This window comes from Micromonospora yongxingensis (assembly GCF_052601155.1).
Map to the genome: position 1 here is coordinate 1 of NZ_JBQXEO010000032.1, position 17,854 is coordinate 17,854.

At 68.0% G+C, this 17,854-nt stretch carries 14 protein-coding genes and 2 pseudogenes; 11 read left to right on the top strand and 5 right to left on the bottom strand.

Annotation, left to right across the window (positions count from 1 at the left end):
- Positions 1 to 195: pseudogene (locus ACTWLT_RS28010) on the bottom strand (glycosyltransferase family 4 protein); the annotation flags it as partial.
- 331 nt (positions 196 to 526) lie between these two features.
- Here ACTWLT_RS28010 and glgX point away from each other — a divergent pair.
- The 4 genes from glgX (at position 527) to ACTWLT_RS28030 (ending at position 7,679) form a co-directional block, all read left to right on the top strand.
- Positions 527 to 2,644, top strand: coding sequence for a glycogen debranching protein GlgX (gene glgX, locus ACTWLT_RS28015; protein ID WP_252414885.1), 2,118 nt, complete (start codon positions 527 to 529; stop codon positions 2,642 to 2,644).
- Between the two features lies 1 nt (position 2,645).
- Entirely contained in the window at positions 2,646 to 4,967 is a 2,322-nt protein-coding gene (treY, locus tag ACTWLT_RS28020; RefSeq protein WP_445320934.1) for a malto-oligosyltrehalose synthase, read from the top strand.
- Positions 4,964 to 6,694 (top strand): malto-oligosyltrehalose trehalohydrolase, encoded by a 1,731-nt coding sequence (treZ, locus tag ACTWLT_RS28025; RefSeq protein ID WP_445320935.1) that lies wholly within the window; start codon positions 4,964 to 4,966, stop codon positions 6,692 to 6,694. Before treY ends, treZ begins: the two co-directional genes overlap by 4 nt.
- Positions 6,695 to 7,076: 382 nt before the next feature.
- Positions 7,077 to 7,679: a hypothetical protein gene (locus ACTWLT_RS28030; protein WP_445320936.1), complete on the top strand. Its 603-nt coding sequence runs from the start codon at positions 7,077 to 7,079 to the stop codon at positions 7,677 to 7,679.
- Between the two features lie 1,546 nt (positions 7,680 to 9,225).
- Here ACTWLT_RS28030 and ACTWLT_RS28035 read toward each other — a convergent pair.
- Positions 9,226 to 9,717 (bottom strand): NUDIX domain-containing protein, encoded by a 492-nt coding sequence (locus ACTWLT_RS28035; protein ID WP_445320937.1) that lies wholly within the window; start codon positions 9,715 to 9,717, stop codon positions 9,226 to 9,228.
- Positions 9,718 to 9,757: 40 nt separating this feature from the next.
- Entirely contained in the window at positions 9,758 to 11,116 is a 1,359-nt protein-coding gene (locus tag ACTWLT_RS28040; protein WP_445320938.1) for an NsdA family TPR-like regulatory protein, read from the bottom strand.
- A 223-nt stretch (positions 11,117 to 11,339) separates the two neighbouring features.
- On the opposite strand from ACTWLT_RS28040, the gene ACTWLT_RS28045 reads away from it, so the two are divergent.
- On the top strand, positions 11,340 to 11,501 hold the full coding sequence (locus ACTWLT_RS28045) for a hypothetical protein (protein WP_445320939.1): 162 nt from the start codon (positions 11,340 to 11,342) through the stop codon (positions 11,499 to 11,501).
- Positions 11,488 to 12,642, top strand: a complete 1,155-nt coding sequence (locus ACTWLT_RS28050; RefSeq protein WP_445320940.1) for a helix-turn-helix domain-containing protein — start codon at positions 11,488 to 11,490, stop codon at positions 12,640 to 12,642. Before ACTWLT_RS28045 ends, ACTWLT_RS28050 begins: the two co-directional genes overlap by 14 nt.
- 106 nt (positions 12,643 to 12,748) lie before the next feature.
- On the opposite strand, the gene ACTWLT_RS28055 is transcribed toward ACTWLT_RS28050, so the two are convergent.
- Positions 12,749 to 13,339: an SMI1/KNR4 family protein gene (locus ACTWLT_RS28055; RefSeq protein WP_445320941.1), complete on the bottom strand. Its 591-nt coding sequence runs from the start codon at positions 13,337 to 13,339 to the stop codon at positions 12,749 to 12,751.
- 212 nt (positions 13,340 to 13,551) lie between these two features.
- Between ACTWLT_RS28055 and ACTWLT_RS28060 the strand changes: the two genes are divergently transcribed.
- The 5 genes and pseudogenes from ACTWLT_RS28060 to ACTWLT_RS28080 all read left to right on the top strand — a co-directional run bounded on the left by ACTWLT_RS28060 (position 13,552) and on the right by ACTWLT_RS28080 (position 17,098).
- Positions 13,552 to 13,947: a VOC family protein gene (locus tag ACTWLT_RS28060; protein ID WP_445320942.1), complete on the top strand. Its 396-nt coding sequence runs from the start codon at positions 13,552 to 13,554 to the stop codon at positions 13,945 to 13,947.
- Between the two features lie 39 nt (positions 13,948 to 13,986).
- The gene (locus ACTWLT_RS28065; protein WP_445320943.1) at positions 13,987 to 14,655 is read left to right on the top strand and encodes a TMEM175 family protein; all 669 of its coding nucleotides are present in this window, start codon (positions 13,987 to 13,989) and stop codon (positions 14,653 to 14,655) included.
- A 285-nt stretch (positions 14,656 to 14,940) separates the two neighbouring features.
- Positions 14,941 to 15,603, top strand: coding sequence for a DUF4097 family beta strand repeat-containing protein (locus ACTWLT_RS28070; RefSeq protein WP_445320944.1), 663 nt, complete (start codon positions 14,941 to 14,943; stop codon positions 15,601 to 15,603).
- 31 nt (positions 15,604 to 15,634) lie between these two features.
- A complete protein-coding gene (locus ACTWLT_RS28075; protein ID WP_445320945.1) occupies positions 15,635 to 16,450 on the top strand; it encodes an alpha/beta fold hydrolase in 816 nt (271 codons plus the stop codon).
- A 205-nt stretch (positions 16,451 to 16,655) separates the two neighbouring features.
- Positions 16,656 to 17,098: pseudogene (locus ACTWLT_RS28080) on the top strand (DUF5990 family protein).
- 18 nt (positions 17,099 to 17,116) lie between these two features.
- Here ACTWLT_RS28080 and ACTWLT_RS28085 read toward each other — a convergent pair.
- A complete protein-coding gene (locus tag ACTWLT_RS28085; RefSeq protein WP_445320946.1) occupies positions 17,117 to 17,833 on the bottom strand; it encodes a TetR/AcrR family transcriptional regulator in 717 nt (238 codons plus the stop codon).
- Between the last annotated feature and the right edge of the window lie 21 nt (positions 17,834 to 17,854).

Genomic DNA, 17,854 nt, shown 5'->3' on the forward strand with positions numbered 1-17,854 from the left:
CAGGGCGTGGACGTGTCGGCCGAGGCCGCCGACGAGCACCGGCGGGTACTCCCACGAGAGCATCAGGATGCGACGGGTCTGCGGCGGGATCCCCGGGCCGGGCTGCGCCGGGAGCTGGGGCCGGGAGGTCAGGGTGGGCCGGTGGACCCGGTCCGCGGTGGTAGCGATCTGCTCGCCGACCCGCAGGGTCGTCACATCAATCTCCGTCCATGCATGGTGGTACGCGCCGGCAGCGGTGGCGGCGTTGCGGGAGGTGGCGGGGTGGCCGAGGGCCGAGTGGGGCTACGCGCGGGCGCGTGCCCCTGGACAAGCAAAAGGCATCGAGCGCCGTCGCGCATCCTGAGAGAGGTCAAGGTGACGGAAGACACCTGAAGGTTTAGCGCGCATCAGACAGGTGGATTCCGGGCATCCCCTGAAAGGATGGATTGGCGCGTCGGGACGCGGGGCAATACCGGCGTGCGCGCTGGCGACCCCTGCCGGTGCGCTCGTGCGCGAGGCGCACATGACCATGGTCCGAAGGAGCGACATGCAGGTCTGGCCGGGCGAGCGGTACCCCCTGGGCGCCACCTACGACGGGATGGGCACCAACTTCGCCATCTTCTCGGAGGTGGCCGAGCGGGTCGAGCTGTGCCTCTTCGACGAGTGGGACACCGGCGCCGAGCGGCGGGTCGAGCTGCGCGAGGTGGACGCCTACGTCTGGCACGCCTACCTGCCGGGCATCGAGCCGGGGCAGCGCTACGGCTACCGGGTCCACGGCCCGTACGACCAGGCCAACGGGCTGCGCTGCAACCCGCACAAGCTGCTGCTCGACCCGTACGCGAAGGCCATCGACGGCGACGTCGAGTGGGACCCGGCGGTCTACGACTACGACCTGGAGCACCCGGAGCGGATGTCGGAGACCGACTCGGCGCCGTTCATGCCCAAGTCGGTGGTGGTCAACCCGTACTTCGACTGGGGCAACGACAAGCCGCCGCGCACCCCGTACCACCACTCGGTGATCTACGAGGCCCACGTACGCGGGCTGACCATGCGGCACCCGGACATCCCGGAGGAGCTGCGCGGCACGTACGCCGGCATCGCCTCGCCCGTGATGATCGACTACCTGAAGCGGCTGGGGGTGACCGCCATCGAGCTGATGCCGGTGCACCAGTTCATCCACGACCACCGGCTGGTGGATCTGGGGCTGCGCAACTACTGGGGCTACAACACCATCGGCTTCTTCGCCCCGCACCACGGCTACTCGGCGCTGGGCCGGCTCGGCCAGCAGGTGCAGGAGTTCCGGGGCATGGTCAAGGCGCTGCACGCGGCCGGCATCGAGGTCATCCTCGACGTGGTCTACAACCACACCGCCGAGGGCAACCACCTCGGGCCGACGCTGAGCTTCAAGGGCGTGGACGCCCCCAGCTACTACCGGCTCAGCGAGGAGGACCGCCGCTACTTCGTCGACTACACGGGCACCGGCAACAGCCTCAACGTGCGCAGCCCGCACTCGCTTCAACTGATCATGGATTCGCTGCGGTACTGGGTGCAGGAGATGCACGTCGACGGGTTCCGCTTCGACCTGGCGGCGACGCTGGCCCGGGAGTTCTACGAGGTGGACCGGCTCTCCACCTTCTTCGAGGTGGTGCAACAGGACCCGGTGGTCAGCCAGGTCAAGCTGATCGCCGAGCCGTGGGACGTTGGCCCCGGCGGCTACCAGGTGGGCAACTTCCCGCCGGTGTGGACCGAGTGGAACGGCAAGTACCGGGACACCGTGCGGGACTTCTGGCGCGGCGAGCCGGCCACGCTCGCCGAGTTCGCCTCCCGGATCTCCGGCTCCGCCGACCTCTACCAGGACGACGGCCGTCGACCGTTCCACAGCATCAACTTCGTCACCTGCCACGACGGGTTCACGCTCAACGACCTGGTGTCGTACAACGACAAGCACAACGAGGCCAACGGCGAGGACAACCGGGACGGCGAGAGCCACAACCGCTCCTGGAACTCCGGCGTGGAGGGCGACACCGACGACGAGGCGGTGCTCGCCCTGCGCGCCAAGCAGCGGCGCAACTTCCTGGCCACCCTGATGCTGTCGCAGGGCGTGCCGATGATCGGCCACGGCGACGAGTTGGGCCGCACCCAGCACGGCAACAACAACGCCTACTGCCAGGACAGCGAGCTGGCCTGGGTCGACTGGGACAATGCCGACTCCCACCTGCTGGAGTTCGTCCGGACGCTGACCGCGTTCCGGGCCCGGCACCAGGTGTTCCGCCGCCGCCGGTTCTTCACCGGCCTGCCGGTCGGCGGGCGTGACGTCGACGAGCCGCTGCCCGACCTGGCCTGGTACACGCCGGACGGCCGGGAGATGACGGGCGACGACTGGGGCAACGACTTCGGCCGCTCGGTGGCGCTCTTCGTCAACGGCGAGGGCATCCGCGAGCGCGGCCAGTACGGCCAGAAGCACCACGACGCCTCGTTCCTGCTGTGCTTCAACGCCCACGACGCGCCGCTGGACTTCATCCTGCCGGGCAGCGAGTACGGCCAGAAGTGGGAACGGGTCATCAGCACCGCCGAACCGGAACCGGACGACGTCACGGTGATCAGCGCGGGCGGCACCGTCCGGGTGCCGGACCGATCCCTGGTGGTGTTGGAGAGGACGGTCTGACATGGCGGTGCCCCCTCACCCCGAGAAGCCGAAGACGACAGCCACCTACCGGGTGCAGGTGCGGCCCGGCTTCGACCTGGACGCCACCGCCGAGATCGTCGACTACCTCGCCGACCTCGGCGTCAGCCACCTCTACAGCGCCCCGCTGCTGACCGCCACCCCCGGCTCCGCGCACGGCTACGACGTCGTCGACCACCGGGCCGTCAACCCGGAGGTGGGCGGCGAGGCGGCCCGGCAGCGGCTGCTGCGCGCCCTGCGCGACAAGCAGCTCGGCCTGGTCGTCGACATCGTGCCCAACCACGCCGGGGTGGCCGTGCCACCGGCCAACCCCGCCTGGTGGGACGTGCTGCGCCGGGGCCGCGCCTCGTCGTACGCCGACTGGTTCGACATCGACTGGGACCGGGGCCGGCTGCTGCTGCCGGTGCTGGCCGACGACCCGGCCGCCCTGGACGACCTCAAGCTGGTCGACGGGGAGCTGCGCTACCACGAGCACCGCTTCCCGGTCGCCGACGGCACCGGCGACGGCAGCCCCCGCGAGGTGCACGACCGGCAGCACTACGAGCTGGTCTCCTGGCGGCGCGGCGACGCCGAGCTGACGTACCGCCGGTTCTTCGCCATCGCGGACCTGGCGGGCCTGCGCGTGGAGGATCCGGCGGTGTTCGCGGCCACCCACGAGCTGGTCCTGCGCTGGGCCGCCGACGGTGAGGTCGACGGCATCCGCGTCGACCACCCCGACGGCCTGCGCGACCCGGGCGGCTACCTGACCCGGTTGCGGGAGGCCGCGCCGGCGGCCTGGCTCGTGGTGGAGAAGATCCTTGAGTACGGCGAGGAGCTGCCGGACTGGCCGGTGGACGGCACCACCGGCTACGACGCCCTCGCCGCAGTCAACGGGCTCTTCGTCGACCCGGACGCCGAGGGCGACTTCACGGTGCTGGACGCCCGCCTCGTCGGGCACCACACCTCGTGGGAGAACCTGACCCACGACACGAAGCTGGCCGCCGCCACGAAGCTGCTCGCCGCCGAGCTGACGAGGCTGGCCGCGCTCGCCCCCGAGGTGCCCACCGAGCCGGCGCGGGCGGCCCTCGCCGAGCTGGCCGCCGCGTTCCCGGTCTACCGGGGCTACCCGCCGCACGGTGCCCGGCACCTGGCCGCCGCCCGCTCGGAGGCCGGCCGGCGCCGCCCCGACCTGGCCACCGCCCTCGACGCGATCACCCGACGGCTGCGCGACCCCGACGACGAGCTGGCGCAGCGCTTCCCCCAGCTCACCGGCGCGGTCATGGCCAAGGGTGTGGAGGACACCGCGTTCTACCGCTGGACCCGGTTCGTGGCGCTCAACGAGGTCGGCGGCACACCCGCCCACTTCGGGGTGCCGCCGGCGGAGTTCCACCGCTTCGCCATCGCCCGGCAGGTCCGCTGGCCGGCCAGCATGACCACCGTCTCCACCCACGACACGAAACGCAGCGAGGACGTCCGCGCGCGGATGGCCGTGCTCAGCGAACTGCCGCAACGCTGGGGCGAGCAGGTCACCGCCTGGATGGGGTACGCGCCGCTGCCCGACCCGGCCTTCGCTCACCTGCTCTGGCAGACCGCCGTCGGCGCCTGGCCCATCGAGCGGGAGCGGCTGCACGCGTACGTGGAGAAGGCCGCCCGAGAAGCCGCGACCTCGACCAGTTGGGGCGACCCCGACCCGGCCTTCGAGCAGGCGATGCACGACGTGGTCGACACCATGTACGACGACCCGCGGCTGCACGCCGAGCTGACCGAGTTCGCGGCCGCGATCACCCCGGCCGGCTGGTGCAACTCACTGGGCCAGAAGCTGGTGCAGCTCGCCATGCCCGGCATCCCCGACACGTACCAGGGCACCGAGCTGTGGGACAACTCGCTCGTCGACCCCGACAACCGCCGCCCGGTCGACTTCTCCGTACGCCGGGAGGTGCTGGCGCGTCTCGACGGCGGCTGGCAGCCGCCGGTGGACGACAGCGGCGCCGCGAAGCTGCTGGTGGTCTCGCGGACCCTGCGGCTGCGCCGCGCGCACCCGGACCTGTTCACCGGCTACCGGCCGGTGCCCGCGCACGGCCCGGCGGGCCGGCACGTGGTGGCCTTCGACCGGGGTGGCGCGATCGCCGTGGCGACCCGACTGCCGCTGGGCCTGGCCCGCGCCGGTGGTTGGAGTGACACAGTCCTGTCGCTTCCCGTTAACGAGGTGAAGGACCTGTTCACCGGTCGGGTCTACAGTGGCGGAGAGACCTCCCTGGCCGACCTTCTGGCCGACTACCCCGTCGCTCTGCTGGCTCCCACCGATTCCGCGGAGGCTGCGCGATGACCGAATTCACCGTGTGGGCGCCGGACGCCGCCCGGGTCCGGCTGCACCTGCCCGGTGCCACCGACCACGAGATGCGCGCCGCCGCCGACGGCTGGTGGCGGGTCGAGGTGCCCAACACCGGCCCCGGCACCGACTACGCGTTCCTGCTCGACGACGACGACCATCCGCTGCCCGACCCGCGCTCGGCGTGGCAGCCTTCCGGTGTCCACGGCCCGAGCCGCCTGTACGACCACGGCGCCTTCGACTGGACCGACAGCTCGTGGACCGGCCGGCAACTACCCGGCAGCATCCTCTACGAGCTGCACATCGGCACCTTCACCCCGGAGGGCACCTTCGACGCGGCCATCGACCGCCTCGACCACCTCGTCTCACTCGGCGTCGACCTGATCGAACTGCTCCCGGTCAACGCCTTCAACGGCGAACACAACTGGGGGTACGACGGCGTCTGCTGGTACGCCCCACACCAGCCCTACGGCGGCCCCGACGGCCTGAAACGGCTCGTCGACGCCGCCCACGCCCGCGGGTTGGGGGTGATCCTCGACGTCGTCTACAACCATTTCGGGCCCTCCGGGGCCTACGCGCCGCGGTTCGGGCCCTACCTCGCCGAGCAGAGCAACAGTTGGGGCCGCTCGGTCAACCTGGACGGCCCGCACTCGGACGAGGTACGCCGCTACATCATCGACAGTGTGCTCATGTGGCTGCGCGACTACCACGTCGACGGCCTGCGCCTGGACGCCGTGCACGCGCTGCCCGACACCCGGGCGGTGCCGCTGCTCGAAGAGCTGGCCATCGAGGTGGAGTCCTTGTCGACGCACCTGGGCCGGCCGCTGTCCCTGATCGCCGAGTGCGACCTCAACGATCCACGGCTCATCACCCCTCGGGAGGCGGGCGGGTTCGGGCTGCACGCCCAGTGGAACGACGACGCCCACCACGCGCTGCACACGTTGCTGACGGGGGAGCGGCAGGGCTATTACGGTGACTTCGGCTCGCTGGAGACCCTTGCCGACGTGCTGACCGGCGGGTTCTTCCACGCGGGCACCTGGTCGAGCTTCCGCAACCGGCACCATGGGCGGCCGCTGGATCCGCGTGTGCCTGGGCATCGGCTGGTGGCTTACTTGCAGAACCATGACCAGATTGGGAACCGGGCTACGGGGGATCGGATCTCGGCTTCGCTGTCGCCTTCGATGCTGCGGGTGGGGGCGACGCTGCTGATGACGGCGCCGTTCACGCCGATGCTGTTCATGGGGGAGGAGTGGGCGGCGTCTACGCCGTGGCAGTTCTTCACGTCGCACCCGGAGCCGGAGTTGGCGTCTGCGGTGGTAACCGGGCGGCGGCGGGAGTTCGCGGCGCACGGGTGGCCCGAGGGGGATGTGCCGGATCCGCAGGATCCGCAGACGTTTGTGCGGTCGCGGTTGGACTGGGCGGAGCTGGACAAGCCTGAGCATCGGGAGATGTTCGCGTTCTACCAGCGGTTGATCGCTCTGCGGCGGTCTCTTCCTGACCTGTCGGATCCTCGGCTGCACGCGGTGAGCGTGCAGCATGGGGATCAGTTCCTGCTGATGCGGCGGGGGGACACGCTCGTCGTGGCGAACCTGGCTGGGCGGGGGCAGGGGATCTCGTTGCCGGGGGTGGCGCGGCGAGTGCTGCTGGCGACGGGGGAGGGGGTCACGGTGATGCGGGACCGGATCCAGCTGCCTGCCGAGACGGCGGCGATCGTGGCGCTGTGAGTGAGGCCCGACTGACTTGGCATTTGACCGGGGCCATGCGATGGGGCCATTCGATCTGTCGCCGACTCAGGCAAGCCGAACAGACCTCCGCCCAGCTCGAAGGCATCTGTCCGCTTGTCAAGAGGAGATCTGAGGCTTTCCACGTCTTCGCGTCTGTCTCCATGGGGGCCCAGCAGGTATGCCATTTAGCTAGAGAAAACCTGGCGCGATCGGCCGGGTCCGTCGCGTACCTGGACGAAGAAACGACAATCCAGCTGCGGCGTAACCTGTACGCAGGTCCCGACGAGGGACCGAGTCGCCCAGGGTGGACCGGGACGATCGGCCGAACGCAATCGCCGATCCAGCTATGTACTCAGAGCATTCGCCTCGGTACGCTCCGAAGATGGCCGGGGAGATCCAACAACTAGCAGGTTTTGATGGGTTGCGCCGGGCGAAGGAGTGGCTGGATGCCTCAACCCGTGTAGCACACGCCTGGACAGTCAAAGACGACCTCTTTCGGGAATTGCTTGAGTTTGAATGGCCCCACGGTGGAAAGGGCTTCTCCTTCGACATCGGCGGAAAGCTGCGCGGCGGCTCATTCCATGACAACTCCTTTGTCGCCGAAATCAAGAACTACAAGCGCGAGCTAGATTTACCCGAGCACTTTCGAAGCTTCCTGGCCAAGTGCTACATCTCATTCAAGGCGAAACCGAATCGCTGCAACCATATGATGTGGATCTCCTGGTCGCCTTTCCAGGCCCGGAAATGGGACTCCCATACGACGCCAGACAATGTCCGAGAGGCTGTCATTCATCATCGTGAAATGATTTTCGGTACAACTGACGAAGAAGAGGCCCGCAAGGCGATCGATGAAACGGCTGTATTCGAAACAGCCCAACGCCTATGGATGATCACGCTCTGCGAGAAGCAGGAGCAGTTGGTCATCTCCAACGACCACTTGGACGAATTGGTGAAGTTCATGCGGGTCTCGGAAAGGGCGGTTTAGGGATGCAGAAATATCGCACTAGCCTATTAGGCCGCCTCCTGGACTATCCGAACCCGGACGACAGAATCCGAATAATTAAATCAACCGTGGGGGAGCATCTTCAACAAGCGGACCCCGCGTCGGAAGTGAAGTTCACGGAGTATTTCAATCACACCTTCGCGCCCGACATGGTTCTTTCCTGGCCCAGGGAAAACAGAGAAAGGCTTGTTTTTCTTAGACCTAGTGAAGACCCACGCTGGATCAGGGATGAACTTCGTTGGATTTCGTCGAACAAGCCAATCGTAATGGCCTTGCAGCCCAATCCGCAGAGGTATTATGCTGCCACTGAGGATCTAGCTAGAGAGGCACAGCAAGCAGATGTTCTCATAACGGATCCTGATGCAGTCGATGAAATCGGGCGTTCAGACGAACCGGTAGTGGAACTTTTGAGACATGCGCTTTTGAAGGGTGGCCGGGGGATCCTCACTGAGGAGGCGTCGCGGTCGGTTGCTGAGCACGCATCGACGGGATTCGGTGCCGCCCAACGTCTTGAGTCGGCGCCGACCGCAGCAGCAGTCGAGCTGTTCGCCGAGTATTTGGATCCCGAGCAGGCTGGTCGGATGACTCGGGTAGTCCAAGCGGTTTGGGAGGGTCACGGCGGAAGCGCATCAACCTTTCCCCGTGGTAGCCTTGGCCTAGCTGGCCCCCTTACTGGAGAAGACGTTTCCCTTCTTCTCGAGGTCGTAGAGACGCAGGTGACAGATTTCTGGCATCGCGTCGGTCGCAACATATCGCTGGAACAACTTGGCGAGATGGACGTTCCAGATTACTCGCCGGGATTGCAGAGCCTTGTCGCTGCGAATGCAGACCGACTTTCTGCGCGTGGGCTTCGAGTAGTACAACAGCAAGAGCGCTTGGGAGAGCCGGAAGTCGTCCCACGTTGGCTCATCGAGAGTGGGTGTCTCGTATTACGAGGGCGAGGCTGGACTGCTCACCTGGCTAGCTCCAAGAATCAACTTCCCCCCGAGCAGGATCTGCGTGCACCGACAGTGCGCGAAGTGGCGGCCCGAGCCAAGGGCGCGGACCTGGTTGTCAAGAATGTTCGAGTAAGAACCCCAGAGCTAACTATTACCTTCGAGTCAACATCCGATAAGGACGTCATGTCCCGTGCCGAGGTCAAGCAACACGCGCGACGTCCGGACTCCCTTGTCACCACCGCCACCGTCAACCTGCGTTCTTCGCGTGGGCTAATTTGCGATCTCCTTACTGGGAGCGCTAGCGGACATACTACCGCCAGTTACGGAATCAGAGAGTTTGTTCGCTACGCACTTCCGCTACTCCTAACTCTTTCGCATGAAGAGAGGGAGGCGATGCAAGCGTTGCTCCCAGTTCAAGGTGCTAGTGGGTACGTCCAAGGAGAGTTCCCAATTTAGGAGGCCGACTAGGCCTATCCCACTGGAGAATTCACGCCTGTCTCAGGGAACCGTGTCTGGCGTAACCAGCACCGCGCTCCCGCTGCCCGCACCGAAAGCAGCAAGCCTTCAGATGTTGAATGGCTGCTGCCAGTTCATGAGGGCAACGGGATAACGGAGCCGCCGGCGAGGTAAACCGGAACGTGTCGGGCGCGTGCGCGCATCGCGGCATGAACGCGTGGGGCTACGTTGTCGGGCAGACACTGCTCGGCCTCTTTGTGCGTGAAAAAGCCGATGTCCTCCAACTCCTGCCCCGGTAACGCGAGGCCGTCGAGTTTGGTGATTGACCCGCAATCGAATGTGAAGCTAACGATCGCGCGCGGCCGCGGCCCGGCAGGCGGCGACCAGTCAACGACGAGCAGATTGCCAACCGCCAGAGAAACCCCGAACTCCTCGCGGATCTCGCGGGCGCAGGCATCGTGTGGGTATTCGCCCTCGTCTACATAGCCGCCTGGGAAGGCCCAGTGGTCGCGGTACGTAGGCTTCACGAGTAAAACATTGCCCGCCGGGTTGGTGATGAAAGCCGCGGCGGCGGCGTAGAAGGAAGCCAGGTTCGCGTACCAGGTGGCGGGCTCCGTCCAGGTCACCTCGGTGACGCTAGCGGACATGTCTAGGCGGCTCTCGCTTTTACATGGCCGCTGGCTTGGCTGCGAGGGTATGCAGGACTTCGTTGACCTGGGGCGATGCGTGCTGAGGTCTGAGCGTGGTGGTGAGTTCGCGGACGCGTTGTTGTACACGCGCCGACTGGATGCCCACAGCGTGCTGCGTGAACTTCCGGCCCCAGTCGCAGGCGGCATCGGTGTCTCCAGCGCGTGCATGAGTCACGGCAATGAGTGCGGTGTGCAGGGCACGGGTCCGGACGTTCTGGCTGTCGAGGGCGAGCGCGGCGGCAGCGTGGCGGAGGGCCTGTGAGTACAGATGCAGGTCGCCCAGGCACCTTAGTGCGGCCCCGGCGAGATGGGCGGGGCTGAAATAGTTGACCCAGCGTGGACCTGAGTCTGTGCCCGCTCGCCCGAGAGCACGCTCAGCCTTGGCGAGCGCGAGCTGACAGGCCCGACGCTCGCCTGAATGCCCGTACGCGGTGGCGGCGGTGGCGTGCAGCCGAGCGAGGACTGCGGCGGGTGCGTGGCCGGCACCATCAATGGCTGCTTCGACGAGTTGGGCTGCCTCCCGGGCGTGGCCCAAGAACACAGCCTGGGTGGCGGGGTTCGCCAGCAGGTGAGCGCCGTAGAGGCGGTCATCGGCGGCCTTGGCGAGCCGCAGGCCGAGGGTCACGTGATGTTGCGCGAGGGCTTGATCGCCCGCGTCATACGACATGAAGGCGAGTTGGCCCGAGAGGGTTGCCGCTGCACGCATGAGGTCGCGCCCCACGGCATCGGTGTAGGTGCCGCGCAGCATGGGTGCGACCTGACGTACGAGAAAGTCGGCCATGACGGCACGGGTGCGCGGACCGCCGCTTCCGTGACGGCGGTCGAGATCGGTGAAGTGTTCCGCCAGCGCGTACAGCGATTGAACATCCGTGGAGGTGACCTGTTGCCGGCCGCTCCGGCTGACCGTGTCGTCGGGCAAGTCATACCGCCAGCCGAGCGCTGCCTCAAGCGCTTTGCCGCTGTCGAACATACCGCTGGCGTGTTGGTTGAGGTGCCTGGCCAGCCTCGTCCAGATCTGCTCGGCGGTATCGATCGCCCCATCAACGGACGCGGGGTAGACACACACTCCGATGCTGTCGGCTGCGCCGAACCCCAGCTCCGTGACGGCGACTGAGCGACCGAGCTTGCGGGCAAGTGTTTCGGCCATGGCGGCCTGTACATGTTCGCCAGGCCGGCGACCGCGCAGCCACCAGTAGACGCTGGCAGCGTCGTAGCGCCAGGCGCCCTCGTTGCGGCCGGCGTGGTTGAGCTGGCGAGCGAAGGCTGCGTGGGCGTTGCTGTAGCCGGCGGCAAGCAACAGCCCCTCGAACGCTGCGTTCGTCACCGGTCGCGCCATGGTTCCGCCTCCAGGCATCAGCCAACTACTACCAGTGACGAGCCTATGGGCTGCTGCGGTCCGATGGGGACCCGCGCAACCCTGCGCAACCCACGTCCTGGGCAGCGCAATGGAGCGCATCGCCTGCCATCTGGTCAGTCGACCGGCAGCCCGCTTTTCTGATTGCAAGAGTCCTGGGTGGTGGCAAGTCTGAGCGTCCCGCCCTGGGTTGACGGAGGTGGCAATGCAGGGCGATGAGTCAGCGAGCAAAGGCGAGCAGTCGGAGACGGCCGAGCGGGAGGCTGCCAAACAACGCCTCCTGGCGCAGGCCGAGGCAGAGCGCGTACCGGTGGAGGACACCACCCGCGCGGTCCCGGACCGGCGGTGGCGGCGTGACCAGCGATGACCTGCCGATCGGCCGCCGGGTAGCGCGCTGGCGAGTGCGGCGGCAGATGACGCAGCAGATGCTCGCCGACCGGCTACGCAGGTCGAAGAGCTGGGTGGACAAGGTGGAGCGGGGCGTCCGCACCCTGGACCGGTACTCGGTGATCCAGGAGCTGGCCCACGTGCTGCGGGTCGACCCGGAGGTGCTGCTCGGCCAGCCTCGAAGCACACCGGCCGGCACGCCGGACGGGGTGGACGACATCCGGGCCGCTCTCGCCCGCTACGACACCCCGCAAGCCCCAGACCAGACAGCGGAAGAGCTGAGAAGGCAGGTCGGGTACGCCTGGTTGACCTATCAGCACGCGCACTACGCGCAGTTGGTGCGAGTGCTGCCGGGCCTGCTCGACGCCGCCCAGGGCGCGCAGTCAGCGGAGCTGCTGGTGCAGGCGTACCGGATCACCTCGTCTGTGCTGGTGAAGCTCGGCGAGGCCGACCTCGGGTGGCTGGCCGCCGACCGGGCAATGGCCGTGGCGGGCGACGACAGGGTCCTCGCGGCGACGGCGGCCGTGTCGGTCGGGCAGGCGCTGCGCGCGTCGGGCCGCGATCGGCTGGCCCTCGCCGCGACGCTCGCCGCCGCGAACCGCATCACGCCCACGCCGCAGCGGCCGGCGGGGGAGTGGGCGGTGTGCGGGACGCTGCTGCTCCAGGCCGCCCTGGCCGCCGCCGGCTGCGGCGACACCCGCCGCGCCGAGGAGCTGACCGACCGGGCCGCGGGGATCGCCGCCGGGCTCCGGGGGTACGACGACCCGCACCGGACCAGCTTCGGGCCGATCGTCGTCGACCTGGCGCGGGTGGTGGTGGCCGTCTTGCGGGGTGACGCCGCCGAGGCGGTGCAGCGGCACATGATGGTGATTCGGCGGGAGGCGTGGCGGCGGCTACCGGCCGAGTACCGGGGTGCGTACCTCGTGGATGCCGCACGGGCGTACCTCCAGGTCGGTGACCTGCGCGGCGCCGCACGCGCCCTGGTAGACGCGGACAGCGTCGCGCCGGCCGAGGTTCGGTGCCGGCCTCTGGCGCGTACCGTGATCGCTGAAGTGGCCCGGGGCCACCCAGCACCGGCAGGCGTGGCGCGACTGGCGACGCTGGTCGGCCTGACCCGATAACCAGCTCCGCTTCCACGAGACGTGTCGCCGGGTGTCAACCACCCCCTGTTGGCGCTCCGTCGACCGTTGATGTGGACGGCGTCGTGGTGAGAGCGTGGTTGGCTGGTCAGCTCTCCCGGTCCGGGTCGGTGAAGGCATCCCATTCCTCGGCGCTGGAAATGGTCTGTCCGGCTGGCAGATAGAACGCCCGTCGCGGCGGATCAGCGACCGTGAAGGGCTTGAACTCCGGATCGGCAATCAGCCGATAGACGAATTCCGCGATGGACATGTCGAGCCGGTGCCACGGCTCCAGCGGGTCCTTTCGGACGATCAACGGCCACCGGTCGGCGTCCACCGAGCGGTCAGCCAGCCAGAAGTACTCGCCCTCGGTCTGGTCCGAAGCCCAGCTGATCAGACCCGGTCCCTTGTCCGGCTCATACAGTCCGTAGGGCGCGAGGAACCGCTCGATCATGTCGCCCTCGCAGTTGTCCTGCCGATACCTCCGCCATGTCCCGAGCAGTGACGTCGAACCTTGATCGGCGGTCGGCGGCAGAACGTACAGGTATGCCGAGAACGATCCCGGTCCGAAGCGGCGGCAGATCTCCCTGTAATCGGTCGGCAGTGTCACCCCGAGCTCCGATTCGACGTCGGCCCAGTCGACGCCGGAAGGCTCCTGACGCCACCTGGTCGCGTCAACGATCCGGTCTGTCCAGTTCACTGTCGGTCCTTGTCTCAGCAGTTCATGGAGCAGGGACATTGTGGATGACTCTTCACCCCGTGGCTGGCCCCTGGGTGGTCCACGCCTGGAGGGTGATGCTGGTCGACGCCGCGCCGGCCGAGGTTCGGTGCCGGCCGTTGGCACGTCAGGAGGATCTCGGAGCTGTCGGACGGGCGGCATACTCTGAGCGCCGCTCGTGCTGAGGGGGAGTCGTGACAAGTAGGTTCACCGAGTTGGCCGTTGACTGCCACGATCCGGAGAGGCTCGCGGCCTTCTGGTGCGAGGTCTTGGACTTCGACGTGATCGATCGGGGCGAGGGCAAGGTCGAGACCGGCTCCTGGGTGCCGACCGTCGAGGATGTCCGGGCCCGCCAGATGTCGCCCACCCTGGTGTTCATCCAGGTGCCCGAGGGTAAGACCGTGAAGAACCGGCTGCACCTCGACGTCAGCCCGATCGACGGCAGCACCGAGGACGAGGTGAGCAGGCTGCTCGGCCTCGGCGCCACCAGGGCGGATGTGGGCCAGGGCGCAGACCGGAAGTGGGTGGTCCTGGCCGACCCCGAGGGCAACGAGTTCTGCGTCCTGCGCACCCTGGCACCGCAGAACTAGACCGCGACCGGGCTGCCGCCGAGCGTGGCGGAAGCGGACGTGCTGCGTTATCAGGGCGTGCGTTCCAACGACGGCACTCCACGGCTCGCGCGTAATCCGGGCCGGCTGGCGGCTTTCAGCGACGCTGTCTTCGCCATCGCGGTGACGCTTCTCGTGCTGGAGATCCAACCGCCGGAGGACTTCGGGCATCTCCTGCGGGGCCTCGGGGGGTTGTGGTCGTCGTACCTGGCGTACACGCTGAGCTTCCTGCTCATCGGGCAGGTGTGGGTCAACCATCACGTCATGTTCGACCGCGTCCGGCACGTCGACCGTGAGGTCCTGTTCCTCAACACGGTGCTCCTGATGGTCATCGCGTTCCTGTCGTTCTCCACGTCGCTGCTCGCCGGCGCGTTGCGCGCGGAGCAGGGCCTGCGTACGGCGGTCGTCGTCTACGGCACCACACTGTGGTTGGCGGCAGCCCTGTTCAACATCATCTGGGCCCATCTCCGCCGCGCCAGACTGCTGGACCCCAGCCTCGGCCCCTTCGGCGTCCGGGCGATCGGCCGCCGGTTCGCGCTCGCGCTGCTCTGGATCGGCTCCGGCATCCTCGTCGGCGCGTTCGTGCCGATCGCGGGCGTCGCCATCATCGCCGGCTTCCTGCCCGCCTACTACCTGCCCATCCGCGGCGAGTACGGCGAGGACCGCAGGACCGCCGACCAGCCCGAATAGACGGTCGGGTCGGGCCAGCCGTCACCGATCGCGCCGGCCGAGGTGCGGTGACGTGAGCTGCCGGTGATCCTTCATGGCCGTCGCTGACCCTCGCTATAGCGTTCATTCTTCGCCCATTGCAATGATGAGACGTTGTACGTTGCATTGATTCCAAGGGTGTTGCAACGATTCCACGACGCTGGCCTGGGGAAACGCAAGTGGCATGCAACGACGGCGTTGTCGGCGCATGGAAAGCAACGTAGCGTTTCCGGTGTCAGAAACAACGAGCGAGCACCGGAGAAGACGATGCAGAAGTTCGACACCCCCGCCCCGATCTCCGCCGTCCTGGACATCCCCGCCGGACGCATCCAGTTCATCGCCGCAGACCGCACCGACACCACCGTCGAGATCCTGCCCACCGACCCCTCCAAGCGCCGCGACGTCAAGACCGCGGAGCGGACCACCGCCGCCTACGTCGACGGCGTCCTGCGGATCACGACCTCGACTCCCAACCAGCTCATCGGTCCCTCCGGATCCCTGGAGGTCACCGTCCAACTGCCCGCCGACTCCCGCATCGAGGCCAAGACCGCCAGCGCCGAACTCCGTGGCGTCGGACGACTGGGTGACGTCGCCTTCGAAGGCGCGTACCGCCGGATCAAGATCGACGAGGCCGCAAGCGTCCGCCTCACCGCGATCGATGGCGATGTCGAGGTCGGCCGGCTCAACGGCCCCGCGGAGATCCGCACCGCGCGGGGCGACATCCGGATCACCGAGGCCGTGCGCGGCAGGGTCGTGCTGGGCACCCAGTCCGGCGACATTTCGATCGCCGCCGCCACCGGCGTCTCGGCCGCCCTGGACGCCGGCACCGGCTACGGCCGCGTCAGCAACGCCCTCAAGAACAACGGCAACACCCAGCTCGACATCCACGCCACCACCTCCCACGGCGACATCACCGCCCGCAGCCTCTGAACACGACGTCAACCCGACCAGGAGTGGAACCATGACGATGAACAGCACCTCGTCGACCAATGCCCAGTGGACCGGCATGGTGCCGGTCGACGACACGGCCCTGGCCGTCACCGACACCGGCGGCCCCGGTATCCCTGTCCTCTACCTCAACGGCCAGTTCGCCACCCAGGGGTACTGGCGGCGGGTCATCGCGGAACTGGGGACGGGGTGGCGGCACATCACCTACGACGAGCGGGCCCGCGGCAAGTCGAAGCGTTCGGCGGACTACTCCTTCGAGGCCGGCGTCCGGGACGTCGATGCCGTTCTCGCGGCCCGGGGTGTGGACCGGGCGCTGCTGGTGGGCTGGTCCTACGGCGCGCTCATCGGGGCGCACTGGGCCGGCCGGAACCCGGAGCGCACGCTGGGTGCGGTCCTGGTCGACGGCGCGTTCCCGTACGACTGGCTCGACGACGCCATGGAGCAGCGGATCCGCAAGCTGTTCCGGCGGATGAGCTGGTTCCTGCCGCTGCTGCGCCCGACGGGCCTGGCCCCGCGGATGACCGCCGAACAGCAGGCGAACAGCAACATCGAGGTCGGCAAGCTCTCCCGCGAGCGCGAGCTGGGCCCAGTGCTGGACGCCATCACCGTCCCGGTGCGGTACGTGGTCGCCTCAGGGACGTCCTTCGGAAGCAAGGGTGACGAGCAGGAACGCATTCGTACCAGCCTCGATGCGGTGACCGCCCGCAACCCGAACATCCGGATCGGCGCGAAGGTCACCAGCAACCACGGGGCGATCCTCAAGAAGGACTTCCCGGCCATCGCCGAGGCCGTACGGGAGGTCGCCGCCCTCGACGACAAAGGGCGCTGAGGACACCTCCACACGTCCGAAGCCTGAGGGCAGTCGCCAGCAGCACACAGGACATCCGGCCCCGTCCGGGCTCGATCAACCAGATCGGGCCCACGGCGGGGCCGGATGGCGGTTGGTACCAGGCGCACGCGTGGACGAAGCCGTACCCCGGTGAAGGGACACCGGCCCGGCCGACGATGGTGGTCGGGAAACTAGAGTCGGTGGTGTGCGGATCCGGATCGACGGCAGCGACCTCCCGGGGCGGCGCGCCGGTGCGGAAGCCGACGCCCTGCGGCTCGGCAACGTGCACGTCGGGGTCCAGCGCAAGGCCGACGTGGTCGATCAGGTACCGGCCGACGCGGCGAGCGCGACATGGCGCTTCGAGGTGTCCAGCCGGGAGGTCGACGGGATGCTCGACGTCGGCGGGCCGTGGGTGCATGGGCGCCCCGGAGCACGGTTCCTGTACCTGAGCTGGGGCGCGGTGACCGATGACGGCTTCGCGATGTTCAGGCGGGCGAAGTTGATGTTCACCGACATCCCGACGAGCTGCTCCGCGCCGCGCACGAGGACCGCGGGATTCTGGTCGGCCGACTCGGGCTGACCGACGCCGCGGGTGGGCCGGTGTGCGCCCGGGTCCACCCTCCCGCCATCACCTGGACGCTGGAGTGATCGGCTCCGGCTGACGTCTCATCGGGGTCGGCGCGACGAACTCCAGCCCTGCTGTTGCAGCCGTTCGATGCCGTCCAACAGCAGGTCCAGCGCGAACTCGAACTCGAACTGGTCGTCGCAGCCCTGCCCTACGACGGACGCGTCGTCGTGGGACGCGGCCATGGCGATCTCCGCGACGTGCGGGAACCTGGCCGCGACCTCCGGTGGTAGGGCCGTCGGCGGGTCCGGCTCGGTCGTGCCGGACCGGCCCGCGCGGCGGGACGCGTCGAACAGTTCCTGGCTGAAGCCCAGGATCCGGCTGCCCATCGCGTGCATCACGTGGTGCGTGAGGTCGACGGAGAACCCGCCGGCCCGGAACGTCCCGATCATCGAGTCGAGGTAGGTCAGGACGCCCGGCGTCGCCATGTTCCGCGACTCGATCGCGAGCGGCGCCCAGGGGTGGCGCCGCAGCACCTGCCGCGCCGAGAGGATGCGCTGGCGGACCGCGTGCTTCCAGGTGGCGTCGGGCACCGGCGGGTCGATCTCGCCGACGACCACGTCGATCATGCCGTCGAGCAGTTCGTCCTTGTTGGTCACGTGCTTGTAGAGGGCCATCGGCACGACGCCCAGATCCTGTGCGAGGTTGCGCATGCTGAGCGACTCGATCCCGGCCTCGTCCGCGAGCGCGACGGCGGCGCGCAGGACGCGATCCCTGCTCAGCGGCGTCCGGCGCAGCGTCTCAGCCTGCTCAGCCATCTCGCTCCTCAACGTCCGGCG

Excerpts from the sequence above, each read along its gene's own strand:
- glgX (WP_252414885.1), top strand. The coding sequence starts at position 527 with ATGCAGGTCTGGCCGGGCGAGCGGTACCCCCTGGGCGCCACCTACGAC.
- treY (WP_445320934.1), top strand. The coding sequence starts at position 2,646 with ATGGCGGTGCCCCCTCACCCCGAGAAGCCGAAGACGACAGCCACCTAC.
- treZ (WP_445320935.1), top strand. The coding sequence starts at position 4,964 with ATGACCGAATTCACCGTGTGGGCGCCGGACGCCGCCCGGGTCCGGCTG.
- ACTWLT_RS28030 (WP_445320936.1), top strand. The coding sequence starts at position 7,077 with ATGGCCGGGGAGATCCAACAACTAGCAGGTTTTGATGGGTTGCGCCGG.
- ACTWLT_RS28040 (WP_445320938.1), bottom strand. The coding sequence starts at position 11,116 with ATGGCGCGACCGGTGACGAACGCAGCGTTCGAGGGGCTGTTGCTTGCC.
- ACTWLT_RS28045 (WP_445320939.1), top strand. The coding sequence starts at position 11,340 with ATGCAGGGCGATGAGTCAGCGAGCAAAGGCGAGCAGTCGGAGACGGCC.
- ACTWLT_RS28070 (WP_445320944.1), top strand. The coding sequence starts at position 14,941 with ATGCAGAAGTTCGACACCCCCGCCCCGATCTCCGCCGTCCTGGACATC.
- ACTWLT_RS28075 (WP_445320945.1), top strand. The coding sequence starts at position 15,635 with ATGACGATGAACAGCACCTCGTCGACCAATGCCCAGTGGACCGGCATG.
- ACTWLT_RS28085 (WP_445320946.1), bottom strand. The coding sequence starts at position 17,833 with ATGGCTGAGCAGGCTGAGACGCTGCGCCGGACGCCGCTGAGCAGGGAT.